Here is a 16,932-nt window from a genome sequence, read left to right on the forward strand (position 1 = left end):
CGTGCTATTCGGCGGCGAAGGCAGGACTGTCCGGCGGCGGCACGGCCGCCCCCGGCAGCCGGACCGTCGCCACCGTGCCGCCGCCCTCGGCGTGGGACAGCGACACCTCGCCGCCCGCCTGCTGCACCGTGCGTGCCACGATCGACAGGCCGAGACCCGAGCCGGGCAGCGCTCGCGCGCTCGGTGAGCGCCAGAAGCGGTCGAAGACGTGGGGGAGTTCGTCGTCGGGGATGCCCGGGCCGTGGTCGCGGACCGTCAGGACGCCCTCGGACAGGCGCACCTCGATCGTGCCGCCCTCCGGGCTGAACTTCACCGCGTTGTCGAGGATGTTGACCACCGCCCGCTCCAGTGCGGACGGCTCCGCGCGGACGAACCACGGCTGGACGTCCGCCGTGATCGTCAGCTCCGGGCCGCGCAGCCGCGCCCGCCGCAGCGCCGAGTCGACGATGTCCTGCCAGGCGATGATTTGCGTCCGGCCCGAGTGCTGACCCGTGTCCGGCCGGGACAGTTCCTGGAGGTCGCCGATGAGCGCGGCCAGTTCCGTCATCTGTGCCTTCACCGACGCGAGGAGTGCCTTGCGGTCGGCCTCGGGGATGGGACGGCCCGTCTCCTCGCTGCGGGTGAGGAGCTCGATGTTGGTGCGCAGGGAGGTGAGCGGCGTGCGCAGTTCGTGGCCGGCGTCCGCGATGAGCTGTTGCTGGAGCTCCCGGGAGCTGGCCAGGGCCGAGGTCATGGAGTTGAAGGAGCGGGAGAGGCGGGCCACCTCGTCCTCGTCGGCGTCGTCGACCGGGATGCGGATGTCCAGGTCTTCCGTGCGGGCCACGTGTTCGACGGCTTCGGTGAGTTTGTCGACGGGGCGCAGACCCGCCCGGGCGACCGCGAGGCCGGCCGCGCCGGCGCCCACCACCCCGATGCCGGAGACCAGCAGGAGGATCAGGGCCAGCTCGTTGAGGGTGGACTCGGTTCCCTTGAGGGGGATGGCGATGACGAGGGCGTAGTCGGCGGCCACGCCCTGCGGGAAGGGCCCGTTCTTGACGACGACCGCGGTGGTCAGGACGCGTACCGGGTTGCCCTCGCTGTCGGTGCCGTTGCGCAGTGTGATGGTGGTGGGATCAGGGTTCCTGGCCGCCTCCTTGTCGCTGCTCGTGACTTTCACCGGCGCCATGGAATTGCTGAAGAGGCACACCTTGCCGTCGGCGCCGACCACCTGGGCGTAGGTCTTGGGACGCGGCCCGCCTCCGAGCGTGTCCGAGGGGGTCTGGGGACACGTCCTCGTCAACGCCTCGAAGTCGTCCGCCTGAAGTGTCCGGGACGCCGACTTCAGGTCACCGTCCACCTGGTCGTACAACTGACCCTGCACGATGAACCAGCACGTCACCGAAACCGCCGCCACCGCGAACGCCACCGCCGCCGCCACCAGCAGCGCCAGGCGGGACCGGATCGGCAGGGAGCGGAACCGGCGTACGACCTTGTTCACTCCGCGCCGCCCTGCCGCAGCACGTAGCCCACACCCCGAACCGTGTGCACGAGGCGCGGCTCGCCACCGGCCTCGGTCTTGCGGCGCAGGTACATGACGTAGACGTCGAGGGAGTTCGACGACGGCTCGAAGTCGAAGCCCCAGACCGCCTTCAGGATCTGCTCCCGGGTGAGGACCTGGCGCGGGTGCGCCATGAACATCTCCAGCAGGGTGAACTCCGTGCGGGTCAGCTCCACCGGGCGGCCGCCCCGGGTGACCTCGCGCGTCGCGAGGTCCATGCGCAGGTCGGCGAAGGCGAGGACGTCCTCGTCGTCCGGAGAGCCCGCGCCGACGGCCGCCGCGTAGGAGCTGCGCCGCAGCAGGGCACGGATGCGGGCGAAGAGTTCGTCGAGTTCGAAGGGCTTGACCAGGTAGTCGTCCGCCCCGGCGTCCAGTCCCGTGACCCGGTCGCCGACGGTGTCACGAGCGGTCAGCATCAGGATGGGTGTCGTGTCGCCGGTGGAGCGGATGCGGCGCGCCGCCGTCAGGCCGTCCATGCGGGGCATCTGGATGTCGAGGACGACCAGGTCGGGCCGGTACGCCGCGGCCTTCTCCAGCGCGTCCGCGCCGTCCACGGCGACCTCGGTCCCGTACCCCTCGAAGGCGAGGCTGCGCTGGAGTGCTTCGCGTACGGCCGGCTCGTCGTCGACGATCAGGATGCGCTGGGGGTCACGGTCGCCGTCTGCGGGGCTCATGGGTCGGGGTCCTCGGGTGTGGTGTGTGGTGTGGCGGGACGGGGTGTCGCTGACGCTCTCAGCCTCGCATGTCGGCGGGGCGGGCCGGGAGAAGGATCAGCCCCGTACCTTGCGGCGACGGGCGGCGGCGGCCTTGCGTGCGGGCCGGGCCTTGGCCGTCGCCACCTCGGGGGCTCGCGTCGCCGATGCCGGTCCGGACGCCGATTCCGGTGCGTGCAGGGCGTACGCCACCGCCAGTGCCAGCGCGAACCCCGCCGGGTCGGCCCCCGGCACCGTGTGCGGAACCTGCTGGATCATCGCCGTACTCCTCACTCGGGAACTCACGCGAACTCAGTCGGTGGAGCCGGCCCGCAGCTTGGCGAGGTCGGCCTTGACGGTGTTGATGGGGATGGCGAAGCCCAGGCCGACGCTGCCCGCGTCGGAGGACGAGGAGGCGGCGCCCGCCGGCGAGTACATCGCGGAGTTGATCCCGATGATGTTGCCGTTCATGTCGATCAGCGCGCCGCCGGAGTTGCCCGGGTTGAGGGACGCGTCGGTCTGGAGCGCCTTGTACGTCGTGGTGTCCGAGCCGGTGTCGCCGTTGAACTGCCGCCCGCCGAACTCGAACGGCCACCCGTCGCCCTGCTGGGACTGCTGCTGGCCCTGGTCCTCGTCGGTCGGGACCGTGACGTCACGGTCGAGGGCCGAGACGATGCCGCTGGTGACGGTGCCGGCCAGGCCCTCGGGGGAGCCGATGGCCACGACCTGGTCGCCGACCTGCAACCCGGAGGAGTCGCCGAGCGTGGCCGCCTTCAGACCGGAGGCGTTCTCCAGCTTGATCAGCGCCAGATCCTTCTTGCTGTCGGTGCCGACGACCTTGGCCGAGTACGACTTGCCGTCGCTGGTCGTCACCTTGATCTGCGAGGCACCGGAGACGACGTGGTTGTTGGTGACGATCTCACCGCCGCTGGTGATGATCACGCCGGAGCCGGTGGCGGAACCGGCGTTGGAGTCGGCGCTGATCTCGACGATGCTGGGGCTGACCGCTCTGGCGACCCCGGCGACCGTGCCCTTCTGGCTGGACGGCACCACGTTGGTGCTGGTGGAGCTGGAGGCGACGGTGTCGTTGCCCGTCAGCTCCTGTATGCCGTAGGCGGTGCCGCCGCCGATCGCCGCGGCGACGATCGCCACGGCGGCGAGCAGGGCGACGGTGCGACGGTTGCGCTTCTTCGGAGCGGGTGCCGGGGTGTACGCCGGCGGAGGCGGCCACTCGGGGTTCACCGGGGCCTGCTGCTGACCCTCGTAAGGGTTCTCGTACTCGCCACTGCGGTGGAAGCTCTCGGTCATGTCTCAGAGCTTGGAGCTCGACCATGAGAGCTTCCTGAGTCCTCCCTGAGAAGCCCGACAGAACCTCGTATGCCCGATATAAAGGCGCCTCGGAAGGGGTGCGGGAAGGCGCCCCGGAAGGGGCTACGCGCAGCCGCAGGAGTGCCGTACCACCAGCCGCGACGGGAACACCTTCAGCCGCTCCCGCCGGGCCCCCGCCACACGCAGTCCGTCGTCGAGGACGAGGTCCACCGCCGCGCGGGCCATCGCCGAACGGTCCGAGGCGATCGTCGTCAGGGGCGGGTCGGTCAGCGCCGCTTCCTTGATGTCGTCGAAGCCGGCCACCGCCAGCTCGCCGGGCACGTCGATCCGCAGTTCGCGCGCGGCCCGCAGCAGCCCGATCGCCTGGTCGTCGGTGGAGCAGAAGATCGCGGGCGGGCGCTCGGGACCGGAGAGGACCTTCAGGGCGGCCTGGTAGGCGTCGTAGCGGTTGTAGAGGGCCTCGAAGAGGCGGCCCTCCGTGGAGATGCCGGCCTCGTCCATCGCGCGCCGCCAGCCCTCGACGTGGTCGGAGACCGGGTCACCGACGGCCGGGGTCTCGGCTATGCCGCCCATACACGCGACGTACTCGTAGCCGTGCTCCAGCAGGTGTCGTACGGCGAGCTGGGCGCCGCCCAGGTCGTCCGTGACGACGGCGACGTCGTCGATGGCCTCGGGCCGCTCGTGCAGCAGCACGACCCGGGCGTCCCAGGCCTCGATCTCGGCGGCGGCGAGGTCGTTGAGCGCGTGGCTGACGAGGATCAGGCCGGAGACCCGCATTCCCAGGAAGGCGCGCAGGTAGTGGACCTCGCGCTCGCCCACGTAGTCCGTGTTGCCGACGAGCACCATTTTTCCGCGCTCGGAGGCGGCCTGCTCGACCGCGTGCGCCATCTCCCCGAAGAAGGGCTGGCGCGCGTCCGGGATGATCAGGCCTATGAGGTCCGTACGCCGGGACGCCATCGCCTGCGCGACCCGGTCGGGCCGGTACCCCAGCTCCTTGATCGCGGCGAGGACACGCTCGCGCGTGGCCGGGGCGACCGGCCGGGGTCCGTTGTTGATGACATAACTGACCACGGCAGTGGAAGTCCCTGCCAGCCGCGCCACATCATCCCGAGTCACCTTGGCCACGCGCGGAGTCTACGCGGATATACCCGCTCTGGGCAGGGCGTAAAGGAGCTTCCGCACTTCCGTGCGATATTCCGACCGCCGCCCGGCGGCCGTCCGCGCGCTCCGTGCGGAAAGCGATGCCCAGGCGGGCACCGTGATACGCCTCTTTACGCCTTGGTGCGCGCCTCGGTGGCATCCAAAGCGGCCGGTTCGTCCTCGTTGTCCGGCTTTTCCTTGGCCGCCTTGGCCTTCGCCTCCTCGGCGGCGCGTTCCACCTTCTCCGGCGTAACGAATCGATAACCGACGTTCCGGACGGTGCCGATCAGCGACTCGTGCTCGGGGCCGAGCTTGGCGCGCAGCCGCCGTACGTGCACGTCGACCGTGCGGGTGCCGCCGAAGTAGTCGTAGCCCCAGACCTCCTGGAGCAGCTGGGCGCGCGTGAAGACGCGGCCGGGGTGCTGCGCGAGGTACTTCAGGAGCTCGAACTCCTTGAAGGTGAGGTCGAGGACGCGGCCCTTGAGCTTGGCGGAGTACGTCGCCTCGTCGACCGACAGGTCGCCGTTGCGGATCTCCATCGGGGAGTCGTCGCTGACGATCTGCTGGCGTCCCATGGCCAGCCGCAGCCGCGCCTCGACCTCCGCAGGGCCGGCGGTGTCGAGCAGGACGTCGTCGATGCCCCAGTCGGCGGTGACGGCGGCGAGGCCGCCCTCCGTGACGACGAGGACGAGCGGACAGCCGGGGCCGGTGGAGCGAAGCAGCTGACACAGGCTGCGGACCTGCGGCAGGTCGCGGCGGCCGTCGACGAGGATGACGTCGGCGCCGGGGGTGTCGACGAGGGCGGGCCCCTCCGCGGGGGCCACCCGCACGTTGTGCAGGAGCAGGCCGAGGGCGGGGAGCACCTCCGTCGACGGCTGGAGGGCGTTGGTCAGGAGCAGCAGAGAACTCATACGTCTGGTTCCTCCTCGGTCCCTGCGAGGACGTCTGTTGGCACAGCACTGGCTCTGCGATCCCGAAGGCCCCGTACACCTGCGGTTTCCCGCGTCGTATACAACGCTTCCGAAAGCACAAAAGGACCCGGGGGCTACGCTGCCCGAGTCCTCTGCCCAGCAGAATAGCCCACATGAGCTCTGGCCCGGCAGATCATGTGGCGCGTTCCACCGATCGTCCGCACTCCGAGACGACTCGGGGAACGCCTGTGCGGTCGCAATTGCGGACATTTCTGTGCACGTCCGACGGTGTGACGATCGATGCCGTATACGACCCGGGTGCGGTTGTATACGACGCCTCCCGGACACCTGCCGATCACCCCGTGTTCGTCGTCGCCCACGGCTTCACCGGTGCCGTGGACCGGCCGCACGTGCGGCGGGTGGCGCGGGCCTTCACCCGGTACGGGGCCGTCGTCACGTTCTCCTTCCGTGGCCACGGGGCGTCCGGCGGGCGGTCGACGGTCGGGGACCGGGAGGTGCTCGACCTGGCGGCGGCGGTGCGGTGGGCCCGGGAGCTCGGGCACGCGCGCGTGGGGACGGTGGGGTTCTCCATGGGGGGCTCGGTGGTGCTGCGGCATGCCGCGCTGTACCAGGAGGCGACCGACGCGGTGGTGTCCGTCAGCGCCCCCGCACGCTGGTACTACCGGGGAACGGCCCCCATGCGCCGGCTGCACTGGCTGGTGACGCGGCCGGAGGGCCGGGTGGTGAGCCGCTACGGCTTCCGCACCCGCATCCATCACCGGGACTGGAACCCGGTCCCGCTCTCCCCGGTGGAGGCGGTGCCCCGGATCGCCCCCACGCCCCTGCTGATCGTGCACGGCGACGCCGACGGCTACTTCCCCGTCGACCATCCCCGCATGCTGGCCGCGGCCGCCGCCGACCAGGGCGAACTGTGGCTGGAGCCGGGCATGGGGCATGCCGAGCACGCGGCGAGCGACGCACTGCTGGGGCGGATCGGGGAGTGGGTCGTGGGCCGGGCGGGCTAGCCTGACGGGGTTCACCGACAAGCAGATCGAGGAAGCAGATGCCAAAGGTCACGGTGCGCTACTGGGCCGCCGCCAAGGCCGCGGCCGGGGTGGCCGAGGAGCCGTACGAGGCGGCCACGCTCGCCGAGGCGCTCGCCGGGGTGCGTGAGCGGCACCCCGGCGAACTGGAACGCGTGCTGCGGCGATGCTCGTTCCTCGTGGACGGTGACCCCGTGGGCACCCGCGGACATGAGACGGTACGGCTGGCCGACGGCGGCACGGTCGAGGTGCTCCCGCCGTTCGCAGGAGGGTGAACGATGACCAACCAGCCGTACGACGGCTATGACCCCTACGGGCAGCAGCCGCAGACCCCGCAGACCCCGCAGGGGTGGCCCGGGCAGGGGCACCAGCAGGGCTATCAGCAGGGATATCAGGGGTACGACGATCCGTACGCCGCTCAGCAGTACACGCAGCAGTGGCAGGGGCAGACCTGGGAGACGCAGACGCAGTCGCCGGTGTCCGCGCAGGTGACGGCGGCGGAGGAGACGGCGTATCTGCCGCCACAGGGGTACGAGCCTCCTGTTCCCGCTCCCACCCCAGCCTCCGCTGCCGAGTACGGCCCGGCCACCGTCGCCGGGAACGCGCGGATCACGGACGCGCAGCGGGCGCGGGCGGAGGGGCGGTCGCCGATCATCGAGCCCGGGATGCAGCCGGCCGCGCTGACGGCGCTGCTGGGGCTGTTGCTGGCGGGTGCGGCGGCGGTCGGCACGTATGCGCTCCTGGTGCCGCTCGTCGTCCTCCAGGCCGTCACGGCGGCGGGCTGGTTCCGGCTGAACGGGATGTGGCCGGCGCGGCAGGGCATCGCGCTGGGCTTCGCGGGCGCGCTGGCGGCGGACGCGGCGCTGCTGGCGTCGGACCGCTCGCCCTCGGCGATCCTGGGCACGCTCGGGGTGTGGGTGCTTCTCGCGCTGGTGCTCCAGCTGCGCTCGCACGCCGACCCGGACGAGCGGATGTACGGCCTGATGGCGACGGTCGCGGCATCGGCGCTGGCGATCGTGGCGGGCGGGTACCTCGCGGCCGAGCCGGACGCGGTGACCGTGGGCGCGATCGCGGTGGCGGTCGCCGTCCTGGCCCGCGCCCTGCCGCTGCCGACCCCGGCGTCGGTCGTGGTGGCGCTGCTCGCGGCGGCGGGCGGCGGTGTCGCGGCCGGCTCGATGACGGGCCTGGGCACGTCCGGCGCCCTCCTGGGCGCGGGCGCGGCAGCCTGCGCCCTGATCGGCCACCGAGTCGCCAGCTACGACTACCCGTCCCGCTTCGTCCACTTCACGGCGGGCGTGGCCCTGCCCCTGTCCGCCGCGGCCCCGGTGGTCTATGTGCTGGGGCGGGCGCTGGTCTAGCGCCTGCGCGCGGCTTGTGGGTCGGGGCCGCGCCGGGGGTGTCCGTCCTCGGAACGGCGCGATGGGGTGGGTGACCGACTGACTGTCCGTTGACGCGCCAACCGCTGCGGGCGGCCTCCCGACACGTCCCCTTCTCGCCATGGGCGGCTGCGGGCCCGCTCAGCTGCGGGCAGTCGTGCCGCTGGGGCGGCACGGGCGGGCGCAGCGGCACCCCGTACCGCCGGGCTGCGGGCCCACCCGGCCCGGGCCCCAGGGCAGAGCACCCGCCCTGTCACAGATGATCGACAAAACCCACGGCCCCCACCCCCCACGGAGTTACCCTCACGCTAGGACGGCCGCTCGGTCGTCGAACACCGGACCGCCGTCCAACCGCCTAGGTGGGGGAAACACCGCATGCGCGCACTGCGAATACTGCTGATCATCGTCGTGATCCTGGGCGGGCTCTTCGTGATCGCCGACCGCGTCGCCGTGAACTTCGCCGAGGGCGAGGCCGCCGACCGCCTGAAGGCCACCGAGAACCTCTCCGCCACCCCGGACGTGTCCATCAAGGGCTTCCCGTTCCTCACCCAGGTCGTCGGCGGTTCCCTGGACGACATCGAGGTCGGCATCACGAACTACGAGGCCGCCGCGGGCAACGGCGCCGAGAAGATCCGTATCGACGACCTCCGGGCCGACATGCGGGGCGTCGAGTTCTCCGGCGACTACAGCTCCGCCACCGCCACCAGCGCCACCGGCACCGCGACCATCGCCTACGACGAGCTGCTGAAGACGGCGAAGTCCGAACCCACTCAGGTCGCCCCGGGCGTCACCGCCAACATCGTCGGCCTCTCCGACGGCGGCAACGGCAAGATCAAGGTCACCGTCGAGGCCACCGTCCTCGGCACCAAGCTGCCCGAGCCGGTCTCCGTGCTCAGCTCCGTGACGGTGATCGACGGCGACACCGTACGGGTGAAGGCCGACGGCCTGCCCAAGTTCGGCGGCGTCGAGATCGCCGAGTCCCGGGTCCGGGCCATCACCGACTTCCAGCAGAAGATCGACGGCCTGCCCGGCGGCATCCAGCTGGACAAGGTCCAGGCCGCGCCGGGCGGCGTCGAGATCACGGTGAAGGGTTCCAACGTCCGTCTGGCCGGGTAGGAAAGGCGCCGGGCGGACTGGCCCTGGAGTGTCCGGTGGGCGAGACGGTGATGTCCGTAGCTCAGATGTGACGGCGGAAACATTCGGGCACAACCCTTGTCCTGCGCCTCCTCGTACCCCCTCGATCCCACATCGTGGATTTTCGCGTCTCAGCATGCGACACGCCGGTGACACGCGCGCCTGACCGTCCCTACGATCGACGGCATGAAGCGACAGGCGGATCTCACGAAGCGGCGGGCAGTAGACCTGTGCCGCGTCGCCGCCATGCTCTGTCGCACCTTCTGAGCGACCGCGTCGGCCCATGCGCCGGCGCGCGCATCCCCGCCGCCCTGCACCAAGGGCACTCGTGCGCCGCCCTCGTCATGGGCGCGCGCCCCGCAGATCTCGCACGCCCCGCCGCAACTGCCCCGGAGGAGAAAGAGCATGAGCCGCAGCGACGTCCTGGTCGACGCCGACTGGCTCCAGGAGCACCTGGACGACCCGACCATCGCCATCGTCGAGGTGGACGAGGACACGTCCGCCTACGAGAAGAACCACATCCGGAACGCGATCCGCATCGACTGGACCCAGGACCTCCAGGACCCGGTCCGTCGTGACTTCGTCGACCAGGAGGGCTTCGAGAAGCTCCTGTCGGAGAAGGGCATCGCGAACGACCACACGGTGATCCTGTACGGCGGCAACAACAACTGGTTCGCCTCGTACGCGTACTGGTACTTCAAGCTGTACGGCCACGAGAACGTCAAGCTCCTCGACGGCGGCCGCAAGAAGTGGGAGCTCGACGCCCGCGAGCTCGTCGCCGGCGACGAGGTGCCGGAGCGTCCGAAGACGGACTACAAGGCCAAGGCCCAGGACACGTCGATCCGTGCCTTCCGCGACGACGTGGTGGCGGCCATCGGCTCGCAGAACCTCGTCGACGTGCGCTCGCCCGACGAGTTCTCCGGCAAGCTGCTCGCCCCGGCCCACCTGCCGCAGGAGCAGTCCCAGCGCCCCGGCCACGTGCCGAGCGCCCGCAACATCCCGTGGTCCAAGAACGCCAACGACGACGGCACCTTCAAGTCGGACGAGGAGCTCAAGGAGCTCTACGCCGCGGAGAGCGTCGACCTGGCCAAGGACACCATCGCCTACTGCCGCATCGGTGAGCGCTCCGCGCTGACCTGGTTCGTGCTGCACGAGCTGCTCGGTGTGGAGAACGTCAAGAACTACGACGGCTCCTGGACCGAGTACGGCTCCCTCGTCGGTGTGCCGATCGAGCTCGGCGCCAACAAGTAAGCGAACCGACCGACCTTTCAAGACCTCTCTTCAGGAGTACGACATGTGTGGAGCGAAGGCCGGCGGCCCGGACGCCTCGACGATCAAGCCCGGTGAGACCACGATCCAGGGTCAGGTGACCAAGGACGGCGAGCCCGTGACCGGCTACGTCCGTCTGCTGGACTCGACCGGCGAGTTCACGGCCGAGGTGCCGACCTCGGCGACCGGACAGTTCCGCTTCTACGCGGCCGAGGGCACCTGGACCGTCCGTGCCCTCGTGCCCGGCGCCACCGCCGACCGCACGGTCGTCGCCCAGAAGGGCGGCCTGGCGGAGGTCGCGATCGCCGTCTGATCTGACGGTGGCAGTGCCCCAAGGGGCCGCATCCCACGGGTTGGACGCCTGGGGTGCGGCCCTTCGGCATGCCCGGACCTACGCTGGGTGTATGTACGCACGACGGCGGCGCACGTACTTCGCGATGATGGGCGGCTGCATCGGGCTGTTCGTCCTGGCCTGGGGCGTCGTACGCCTGTGGTCCGTCCCCGTCGCCGTCGGGATGTGCCTCGTCGCCATGGTCATCCCGCCCGTCGCGGCGATGGTCGCGAACCGGCGTGGCCCGGACGACCGGTGGTGGGACGACCCCTCCGGGGACCCCAAGTCCGACGAGTGGTGGGACGAACTGGACGGCAAGAAGCGCCGGTACTGAACCGGCGAGGGGGAGGAAGCGTGCGTCTGACTGCGGCGACTCTGGACGCCCCGAACGCCCGTGAGCTGGCCGCCTTCTACCTGCGGCTGCTGCCCGGGTGGCGGGTGTGGCGCGGGGAGGACGGGCAGGACTGGGTGCACATCCGGCCGCCGGACGGTGGTACCGGACTGTCCTTCCAGACCGAGCCCGCCTACCGGCCGCCCGTCTGGCCGAGTGCGCCGGACCGGCAGCAGATGATGATCCACCTCGACATCGAGGTCGACGACCTGGAAGGCGAGACCGCACGGGCCCTGGCCGAGGGCGCGCGGCTCGCCGAGTACCAGCCGCAGGACGGCGTCCGGGTGCTCCTGGACCCGGCGGGCCACCCCTTCTGTCTCTACACGGAGGCGGCGGAGCCGTCTCAGTAGACGAGCGCCTGGGTGTCCTCCGCCATGGCCTCCTGGACGAAGACCTGGGCGCCGGCGATGCGGACGCCCTTGATGACGTCCTGCTCCGTGATCTCGCGGCGGGCCGCGCACTGCGTGCACAGGGTGACGCGGCCGGCCGCCAGGATCGAGTCGAGCAGGTCGGGGAGCGGGGCCGCGTGCGGGAGCTCGAACTCGGCGGCGCGGCCGGGGAGGGCGTACCAGGCGGACTCGCCGGTCAGCCACAGGGAGACGTCGACGCCGCTGGCCACCGCCACCGCCGCCACCGTGAACGCCTGGGAGCACCGCTCGGGGGCGTCCGCCCCCGCGGTCACCTTGATCACCAGCTTCTTCGCCATAGCCCAAATCGTAGTGCCGAAGGCGCCCGCGTAAGCTGGGCCCGGCCCTGCGCACACATCCGCACCCCGCTCAAGGAGCACCCCGTGGAGCTTTTCTTCGAAATCCTGTTGGTCCTGGTCGCCGTCGGCGTTCTCGCCTTCGCCGGACTGACCGTGAAGAAGCTGTACCAGGGCCAGCGCTGACCCACGTCTAGGAACCTCTCATGATCGAGATCCCGTCCGACCTCCACAAAGACCTCGTCCCGCTCGCCTTCCTGCTCGGCAACTGGGCCGGTGCCGGGGTGCACGACTTCCCCGGCTCCGAGAAGTGCAACTTCGGGCAGGAGGTCGCCTTCACCCACGACGGCCGGGACTTCCTTGAGTACCGCTCCCACAGCTGGGTGCTGGACAAGGAGGGCAACAAGGTCCGGCCGCTGGAGTCCGAGCACGGCTTCTGGCGCATCGACGCCGACCGCAAGGTCGAGGTGACGATGACCCGCGACGACGGCGTCATCGAGATCTGGTACGGCGAGCTGGCCGACAAGAAGCCGCAGATCGACCTCGTGACGGACGCCGTGGCCCGCACCGCCGCCTCCCAGCCGTACACCGGCGGCAAGCGGCTGTACGGCTACGTCAAGAGCGACCTGATGTGGGTCGGCGAGAAGCAGACCCCCGAGGTCGAGCTGCGCCCCTACATGTCGGCCCACCTGAAGAAGGTCGTCACCCCGGAGGAGGTCGAGCGCTGGGCCAAGGCCCTGCCCGACGACATGCCGGACGACGGGATCGCTTTCTTCAAGTAGTTCTAGACTGGCCGGTGTGGTGAGCACCGACTGGAAGAGTGATCTGCGGCAGCGCGGCTACCGGCTGACCCCGCAGCGGCAACTCGTGCTCGAAGCCGTGGACACCCTGGAGCACGCGACCCCCGACGACATCCTCGTGGAAGTGAGGAAGACGGCGTCGGGGGTCAACATTTCCACGGTGTACCGGACGCTGGAGCTGCTGGAGGAGCTCGGCCTGGTCAGCCACGCCCATCTGGGGCACGGCGCGCCGACGTACCACCTCGCGGACCGGCACCACCACCTCCACCTGGTCTGCCGTGACTGCCAGGACGTCATCGAGGCGGATGTGGCCGTGGCCGCCGAGTTCACCGCGAAGCTGCGGGAGACGTTCGGGTTCGACACCGACATGAAGCACTTCGCGATCTTCGGCCGGTGCGAGGACTGCACGCTCAAGGCTTCAACTACCGAGTCGTAGGCTTACGCATATGAAGAGCCCCCTGCTGACCCTGCCCGGCGCCGTCCCCGCCGAGGGCGTGGACGAAGGCGTCGCCGCCCACTACGGCGATCTGTTCCGCGAGCAGCGTGCCCTCGCCGACGGCACCGGTTTCGTGGACCTCTCGCACCGGGGGGTCGTCACCGTCACCGGCGACGACCGGCTCGCCTGGCTGCACCTGCTGCTCACCCAGCACGTCAGCGACCTCCCGGCGGGCCAGGCCACCGAGGCGCTGATCCTGTCCGCGAACGGCCACATCGAACACGCCCTCTACCTCGTCGACGACGGCGAGACGGTCTGGGCCCATGTGGAGCCGGGCACCCAGGACGCGCTGATCGCGTACCTGGAGTCCATGAAGTTCTTCTACAAGGTCGAGGTCGCCGACCGGACGGCCGACATCGCGGTGGTGCACCTGCCGGCCGGCTCCATCGCCGAGGTGCCGCAGGGCGTGGCCGTACGTGAGACGCCGTACGGACGGGACCTGTTCCTGCCGCGCGCCGACCTGGAGGCGTACGCCGGGCAGGCCGGGCCGCCCGCCGGGATCCTCGCCTACGAGGCGCTGCGCGTGGAGCAGCACCGGCCCCGGCTCGGCTTCGAGACCGACCACCGCACCATCCCGCACGAGCTGGGCTGGATCGGCTCGGCGGTGCACCTCCAGAAGGGCTGCTACCGGGGCCAGGAGACGGTCGCCCGGGTGCAGAACCTGGGCAAGCCGCCGCGCCGGCTGGTCTTCCTGCACCTGGACGGCAGCGAGGTCCACCTGCCGGTGGCCGGCACCGAGCTCCGGCTCGCGCAGGACGGCCCCGACGGCCGGAAGGTCGGCTTCATCACGACCTCCGTACGCCACCACGAGCTCGGGCCGGTCGCCCTCGCGCTGGTGAAGCGGAACGTGCCGGTGGACGCGCCGCTGGTGGCCGGGGACACGGCAGCGGCCCAGGAACTCGTCGTCGAGCCGTAGAGCTTGTAGTCCTTTCGGGTCAGACTTCGATCAGCACGGTGAACGGGCCGTCGTTCGTCAGTGATACACGCATGGCGGCTCCGAAGCGGCCCGTGGCCACCGTCGCGCCCAGCGCGCGTAGTTGGGCGACCACCTCGTCGACGAGCGGTTCGGCCACGTCGCCGGGGGCGGCGGCGTTCCAGGTGGGGCGGCGGCCCTTGCGGGCGTCGCCGTACAGGGTGAACTGGCTGATCACCAGGAGCGGGGCGTCGATGTCGCTGCACGACTTCTCGTCGTGCAGCATGCGGACCGACCAGAGTTTGCGGGCCAGCTGGGCCGCCTTCTCCTTGGTGTCCTCGTGCGTGACGCCGACGAGGACGCACAGCCCCTCGCCTTCGATCGCCCCTACGGTCTCGCCGTCCACGACGACGCTCGCGCCGTCCACCCTCTGCACCACTGCTCGCATACGTCCATCATGCAGGGCGGTGAACGCGCGATCGCAGGTGGTTCGCACATGGCCCGAAAGGGTGGTTTGCACCGGGCGCCAACAGGCCGCGCACGGACGTATTTTGCTGCTTAAGCGCCCATCTGGGGTCTATCGGGGGCACTCGTTCCCATAGCGGCCACTTGGGGTGACACGATGCTTTCACACACCGGTCGAGGGGACGGTTGAGGCACATGAGCACATCAAGTACCGGGCATCCGCTGGGGGCTGTCTGGTCGAACCAGACGGGGATCGGGGCGTCGGAGTACCACCGGCCCCCCACACAGCGCACCGACAGTCCGCCGCTGCCCTCGGACGCGCCCGAACACGAGCTGGCCGCGCTGAGCCTGCCCGAGCTGCGCACGCTGCGCCGCGAGGCCCAGCGCGACGAAGCCGACCTCAGCTACCTGCGGCGGCTGCTCCAGGGGCGGATCGACATCCTGCGCGCGGAGCTGACGCGGCGCACCCCGGTGGACGCGGCCTCCGTCGCCGTGCCCGCGGAGGCGTCCGTCGTCGAGCGGCTCGCGGAGATCCTGCTGGACGCCCCGGCCCGGCACCGCTCCTCCGCCCGGCACGTGACCCTGGGGACGCCGCAGGGCGAGGAGTACCGGCGGCTGGCCGCGGAGATGCTCGCCGAGGTCGAGCTGTCCGACCTGGACGCCCGGACGGACCTGGAGCTGAACACGGCGATGGGGCGGCTCGTGCGCTACGAGCAGCAGGTCTCCCGGCGGCGGCAGCGGCTCCAGCGCACGGCCGACGAGTGCAGCGCGGAGATCACGCGCCGGTACCGCGAGGGGGAGGCCCAGGTCGACGACCTGCTCGTGTGAGTCGCTCGGGGGGCCCGGGGGAGGGCCGGCGGTCGGATATTTACGCGACACCGACCGGCCCTCCACCTAGCGTGAATCCATGACCGCCACCGCCCGTGCCGACGGCATCGACGTACGCCCGATCACCGAGGCCGAGTTCACCGACTGGCTGCGTGCCGTGAGCACCGGCTTCCTGCGGGGGCCGGTCCTGTCCGAAGAGGAGATCGAGGGGCGTCGCCGGCAGTTCGTCCCCGGCCGCTACCTCGGTGCCTTCGACGGCGGCCGGTGTGTGGCGACCTTCCGGTCCTTCGACCAGGAGCTCACGGCCGTGGGCGGGGCGAGGGTCCCGGCCGACGCCGTCTCGGGCGTCACGGTCACCGCAACGCACCGCCGCCGCGGGCTGCTCAGCCGGATGATGGCGCAGGACCTGGCGGCCGCGAAGGAGCGCGGGGACGTCGTCGCGACGCTGATCGCCGCCGAGTACCCGATCTACGGCCGGTACGGCTTCGGGCCGGCGACCTGGACGGCCGAGTGGACGGTCGACGTGCCGCGCGCCGGTCTCGACGCCCGCTGGGCGGGCCCGACGGACGGCGGGCGGATCGACCTGGTGGACGGCGAGGACGTCCGCAAGCTCGGCCCGGAGCTGCACGAGCGGCTGCGCCGCACCCGGCCCGGCCTCATCACCCGCGACGAGGTGTGGTGGAAGCTCAACACCGGCGCCATACGGTTCGACCCGTCGTGGAAGCTGCCCTTCTTCGCCGTGTACCGCTCGGCGTCCGGCGAGGTCGAGGGCATGGCCGCCTACGAGGTCGACGACAACTGGGGTGACGCCAAACAGCCGTTGAACACGGCGAGCGTGCAGTGGCTGCTCGGCGCGACACCGGCCGCGGAGCGCGCCCTGTGGCAGTACCTGTGCTCCATCGACTGGGTCGTGAAGGTCAAGAGCGGCTGGCGGGCACCCGACGACCTGCTCCCGTTCCTCCTGCCGGATCCGCGGGCGGCCAGGATCACCTCGCTGGCGGACTGGCTGTGGGTGCGGATCCTCGACGTCGTACGGGCGCTTCAGGCGCGGACGTACGAGGGGGAGGGGAGGCTGGTGCTGGAGGTCGCCGGCGTGGACGGTCTGACCGGCGGACGCTACCGGCTGGAGGCCTCGGCCGCCGGGGCGTCCTGTACGCCGACCACCGAGAGTGCGGACATCACGCTCGGGCTGGTCGAGTTGGGGGCGCTGTGGCTCGGGGACGAGTCGGCGGTGCGGCTGGCGGCGCTGGGCCGGGTGCGGGAAGAACGAGCGGGCGCCGCCCGGAAGGCCGACGCCCTGCTGCGTACGTCCAGGCGGCCTTGGTGCCCGGACCTGTTCTGAACCGCTCCCTTCCGCCGACGACAGGGATCCCGCATCCGTAGCGAGCTGTTCGGTTGTGGTTGTTGTGCGGTGGTGCTTACCGGCGGTGGTGCCGACCGGCCGGGGCTCCCGGCTCCCCTCCGGAAGGGAGCCCCAGGACGGATGGCCAACCCCCTTGAAGGTCTGACCATGTCGCCCAAGTTGGCTACCAACTTCTCTGTACTTATCTCCGCTTGGAAGCGGCTCATAACCA

General features: G+C 70.9%; 22 protein-coding genes. 14 read left to right on the top strand and 8 right to left on the bottom strand.

Annotation, left to right across the window (positions count from 1 at the left end; genetic code table 11):
* Positions 1 to 4: 4 nt before the first annotated feature.
* The 6 genes from AOQ53_RS18700 to AOQ53_RS18725 all read right to left on the bottom strand — a co-directional run bounded on the left by AOQ53_RS18700 (position 5) and on the right by AOQ53_RS18725 (position 5,609).
* On the bottom strand, positions 5 to 1,477 hold the full coding sequence (locus AOQ53_RS18700; protein ID WP_059418757.1) for a sensor histidine kinase: 1,473 nt from the start codon (positions 1,475 to 1,477) through the stop codon (positions 5 to 7).
* On the bottom strand, positions 1,474 to 2,211 hold the full coding sequence (locus AOQ53_RS18705; protein ID WP_059418760.1) for a response regulator transcription factor: 738 nt from the start codon (positions 2,209 to 2,211) through the stop codon (positions 1,474 to 1,476). The genes AOQ53_RS18700 and AOQ53_RS18705 overlap by 4 nt, the downstream gene beginning before the upstream one ends.
* A 96-nt stretch (positions 2,212 to 2,307) precedes the next feature.
* Entirely contained in the window at positions 2,308 to 2,508 is a 201-nt protein-coding gene (locus AOQ53_RS18710) for a hypothetical protein (RefSeq protein ID WP_059418762.1), read from the bottom strand.
* Positions 2,509 to 2,541: 33 nt separating this feature from the next.
* Complete coding sequence (locus tag AOQ53_RS18715) at positions 2,542 to 3,537, bottom strand: S1C family serine protease (protein WP_059418764.1); 996 nt, start codon at positions 3,535 to 3,537, stop codon at positions 2,542 to 2,544.
* A 123-nt stretch (positions 3,538 to 3,660) separates the two neighbouring features.
* Positions 3,661 to 4,683, bottom strand: a complete 1,023-nt coding sequence (locus AOQ53_RS18720; RefSeq protein WP_078945378.1) for a LacI family DNA-binding transcriptional regulator — start codon at positions 4,681 to 4,683, stop codon at positions 3,661 to 3,663.
* 146 nt (positions 4,684 to 4,829) lie between these two features.
* Positions 4,830 to 5,609 (bottom strand): winged helix-turn-helix transcriptional regulator, encoded by a 780-nt coding sequence (locus tag AOQ53_RS18725; RefSeq protein ID WP_059418768.1) that lies wholly within the window; start codon positions 5,607 to 5,609, stop codon positions 4,830 to 4,832.
* A 173-nt stretch (positions 5,610 to 5,782) separates the two neighbouring features.
* Between AOQ53_RS18725 and AOQ53_RS18730 the strand changes: the two genes are divergently transcribed.
* From AOQ53_RS18730 to AOQ53_RS18765, 9 genes are all read left to right on the top strand, one after another.
* Entirely contained in the window at positions 5,783 to 6,634 is an 852-nt protein-coding gene (locus tag AOQ53_RS18730) for an alpha/beta hydrolase (RefSeq protein ID WP_059418770.1), read from the top strand.
* A gap of 38 nt (positions 6,635 to 6,672) precedes the next feature.
* The gene (locus AOQ53_RS18735) at positions 6,673 to 6,927 is read left to right on the top strand and encodes a MoaD/ThiS family protein (protein ID WP_059418772.1); all 255 of its coding nucleotides are present in this window, start codon (positions 6,673 to 6,675) and stop codon (positions 6,925 to 6,927) included.
* Between the two features lie 3 nt (positions 6,928 to 6,930).
* The gene (locus AOQ53_RS18740; protein ID WP_059418774.1) at positions 6,931 to 8,010 is read left to right on the top strand and encodes a hypothetical protein; all 1,080 of its coding nucleotides are present in this window, start codon (positions 6,931 to 6,933) and stop codon (positions 8,008 to 8,010) included.
* Between the two features lie 393 nt (positions 8,011 to 8,403).
* Entirely contained in the window at positions 8,404 to 9,144 is a 741-nt protein-coding gene (locus AOQ53_RS18745) for an LmeA family phospholipid-binding protein (RefSeq protein ID WP_059418775.1), read from the top strand.
* Between the two features lie 204 nt (positions 9,145 to 9,348).
* Positions 9,349 to 9,429 (top strand): putative leader peptide, encoded by an 81-nt coding sequence (locus AOQ53_RS48110; protein ID WP_350310325.1) that lies wholly within the window; start codon positions 9,349 to 9,351, stop codon positions 9,427 to 9,429.
* Between the two features lie 138 nt (positions 9,430 to 9,567).
* Positions 9,568 to 10,413 carry a sulfurtransferase gene (locus AOQ53_RS18750; RefSeq protein ID WP_059418777.1) on the top strand — a complete coding sequence of 282 codons (846 nt, stop codon included), beginning with the start codon at positions 9,568 to 9,570 and terminating at the stop codon, positions 10,411 to 10,413.
* A gap of 43 nt (positions 10,414 to 10,456) precedes the next feature.
* Positions 10,457 to 10,744 (top strand): DUF1416 domain-containing protein, encoded by a 288-nt coding sequence (locus AOQ53_RS18755; RefSeq protein WP_010036201.1) that lies wholly within the window; start codon positions 10,457 to 10,459, stop codon positions 10,742 to 10,744.
* A gap of 91 nt (positions 10,745 to 10,835) precedes the next feature.
* Positions 10,836 to 11,096, top strand: coding sequence for a DUF3099 domain-containing protein (locus AOQ53_RS18760; RefSeq protein ID WP_059418779.1), 261 nt, complete (start codon positions 10,836 to 10,838; stop codon positions 11,094 to 11,096).
* A gap of 20 nt (positions 11,097 to 11,116) precedes the next feature.
* Complete coding sequence (locus AOQ53_RS18765) at positions 11,117 to 11,503, top strand: VOC family protein (protein WP_059418780.1); 387 nt, start codon at positions 11,117 to 11,119, stop codon at positions 11,501 to 11,503.
* Here the strand turns inward: AOQ53_RS18765 and AOQ53_RS18770 are convergent.
* A complete protein-coding gene (locus AOQ53_RS18770; RefSeq protein WP_059418782.1) occupies positions 11,497 to 11,859 on the bottom strand; it encodes a DsrE family protein in 363 nt (120 codons plus the stop codon). The two genes, AOQ53_RS18765 and AOQ53_RS18770, sit on opposite strands and share 7 nt — an antisense overlap.
* Positions 11,860 to 12,062: 203 nt before the next feature.
* Here AOQ53_RS18770 and AOQ53_RS18775 point away from each other — a divergent pair, with 203 nt between their 5' ends.
* From AOQ53_RS18775 to ygfZ, 3 genes are read left to right on the top strand one after another with little or no spacing between them, the layout of a single operon-like run.
* On the top strand, positions 12,063 to 12,638 hold the full coding sequence (locus AOQ53_RS18775) for an FABP family protein (RefSeq protein WP_059418783.1): 576 nt from the start codon (positions 12,063 to 12,065) through the stop codon (positions 12,636 to 12,638).
* Positions 12,639 to 12,654: 16 nt separating this feature from the next.
* Positions 12,655 to 13,092, top strand: a complete 438-nt coding sequence (locus tag AOQ53_RS18780; RefSeq protein ID WP_059418785.1) for a Fur family transcriptional regulator — start codon at positions 12,655 to 12,657, stop codon at positions 13,090 to 13,092.
* Between the two features lie 10 nt (positions 13,093 to 13,102).
* Entirely contained in the window at positions 13,103 to 14,068 is a 966-nt protein-coding gene (ygfZ, locus tag AOQ53_RS18785; protein WP_059418787.1) for a CAF17-like 4Fe-4S cluster assembly/insertion protein YgfZ, read from the top strand.
* 19 nt (positions 14,069 to 14,087) lie between these two features.
* Here the strand turns inward: ygfZ and dtd are convergent, their stop codons facing one another.
* Complete coding sequence (gene dtd, locus AOQ53_RS18790; protein WP_059418789.1) at positions 14,088 to 14,513, bottom strand: D-aminoacyl-tRNA deacylase; 426 nt, start codon at positions 14,511 to 14,513, stop codon at positions 14,088 to 14,090.
* 212 nt (positions 14,514 to 14,725) lie between these two features.
* On the opposite strand from dtd, the gene AOQ53_RS18795 reads away from it, so the two are divergent.
* Positions 14,726 to 15,358: an RsiG family protein gene (locus AOQ53_RS18795; RefSeq protein WP_059418791.1), complete on the top strand. Its 633-nt coding sequence runs from the start codon at positions 14,726 to 14,728 to the stop codon at positions 15,356 to 15,358.
* Between the two features lie 79 nt (positions 15,359 to 15,437).
* Positions 15,438 to 16,700: a GNAT family N-acetyltransferase gene (locus AOQ53_RS18800; RefSeq protein ID WP_059418793.1), complete on the top strand. Its 1,263-nt coding sequence runs from the start codon at positions 15,438 to 15,440 to the stop codon at positions 16,698 to 16,700.
* Positions 16,701 to 16,932: the final 232 nt, after the last annotated feature.

This window comes from Streptomyces azureus (genome assembly GCF_001270025.1).
Lineage (GTDB): Bacteria > Actinomycetota > Actinomycetes > Streptomycetales > Streptomycetaceae > Streptomyces > Streptomyces azureus.

What these genes read in the sequence shown, in the direction of transcription:
- AOQ53_RS18705 (WP_059418760.1), bottom strand. Translation starts at nt 2,211, where the DNA reads ATGAGCCCCGCAGACGGCGACCGTGACCCCCAGCGCATCCTGATCGTC.
- AOQ53_RS18710 (WP_059418762.1), bottom strand. Translation starts at nt 2,508, where the DNA reads ATGATCCAGCAGGTTCCGCACACGGTGCCGGGGGCCGACCCGGCGGGG.
- AOQ53_RS18715 (WP_059418764.1), bottom strand. Translation starts at nt 3,537, where the DNA reads ATGACCGAGAGCTTCCACCGCAGTGGCGAGTACGAGAACCCTTACGAG.
- AOQ53_RS18725 (WP_059418768.1), bottom strand. Translation starts at nt 5,609, where the DNA reads ATGAGTTCTCTGCTGCTCCTGACCAACGCCCTCCAGCCGTCGACGGAG.
- AOQ53_RS18730 (WP_059418770.1), top strand. Translation starts at nt 5,783, where the DNA reads ATGAGCTCTGGCCCGGCAGATCATGTGGCGCGTTCCACCGATCGTCCG.
- AOQ53_RS18735 (WP_059418772.1), top strand. Translation starts at nt 6,673, where the DNA reads ATGCCAAAGGTCACGGTGCGCTACTGGGCCGCCGCCAAGGCCGCGGCC.
- AOQ53_RS18740 (WP_059418774.1), top strand. Translation starts at nt 6,931, where the DNA reads ATGACCAACCAGCCGTACGACGGCTATGACCCCTACGGGCAGCAGCCG.
- AOQ53_RS18745 (WP_059418775.1), top strand. Translation starts at nt 8,404, where the DNA reads ATGCGCGCACTGCGAATACTGCTGATCATCGTCGTGATCCTGGGCGGG.
- AOQ53_RS48110 (WP_350310325.1), top strand. Translation starts at nt 9,349, where the DNA reads ATGAAGCGACAGGCGGATCTCACGAAGCGGCGGGCAGTAGACCTGTGC.
- AOQ53_RS18750 (WP_059418777.1), top strand. Translation starts at nt 9,568, where the DNA reads ATGAGCCGCAGCGACGTCCTGGTCGACGCCGACTGGCTCCAGGAGCAC.
- AOQ53_RS18755 (WP_010036201.1), top strand. Translation starts at nt 10,457, where the DNA reads ATGTGTGGAGCGAAGGCCGGCGGCCCGGACGCCTCGACGATCAAGCCC.
- AOQ53_RS18760 (WP_059418779.1), top strand. Translation starts at nt 10,836, where the DNA reads ATGTACGCACGACGGCGGCGCACGTACTTCGCGATGATGGGCGGCTGC.
- AOQ53_RS18770 (WP_059418782.1), bottom strand. Translation starts at nt 11,859, where the DNA reads ATGGCGAAGAAGCTGGTGATCAAGGTGACCGCGGGGGCGGACGCCCCC.
- AOQ53_RS18775 (WP_059418783.1), top strand. Translation starts at nt 12,063, where the DNA reads ATGATCGAGATCCCGTCCGACCTCCACAAAGACCTCGTCCCGCTCGCC.
- ygfZ (WP_059418787.1), top strand. Translation starts at nt 13,103, where the DNA reads ATGAAGAGCCCCCTGCTGACCCTGCCCGGCGCCGTCCCCGCCGAGGGC.
- dtd (WP_059418789.1), bottom strand. Translation starts at nt 14,513, where the DNA reads ATGCGAGCAGTGGTGCAGAGGGTGGACGGCGCGAGCGTCGTCGTGGAC.
- AOQ53_RS18795 (WP_059418791.1), top strand. Translation starts at nt 14,726, where the DNA reads ATGAGCACATCAAGTACCGGGCATCCGCTGGGGGCTGTCTGGTCGAAC.
- AOQ53_RS18800 (WP_059418793.1), top strand. Translation starts at nt 15,438, where the DNA reads ATGACCGCCACCGCCCGTGCCGACGGCATCGACGTACGCCCGATCACC.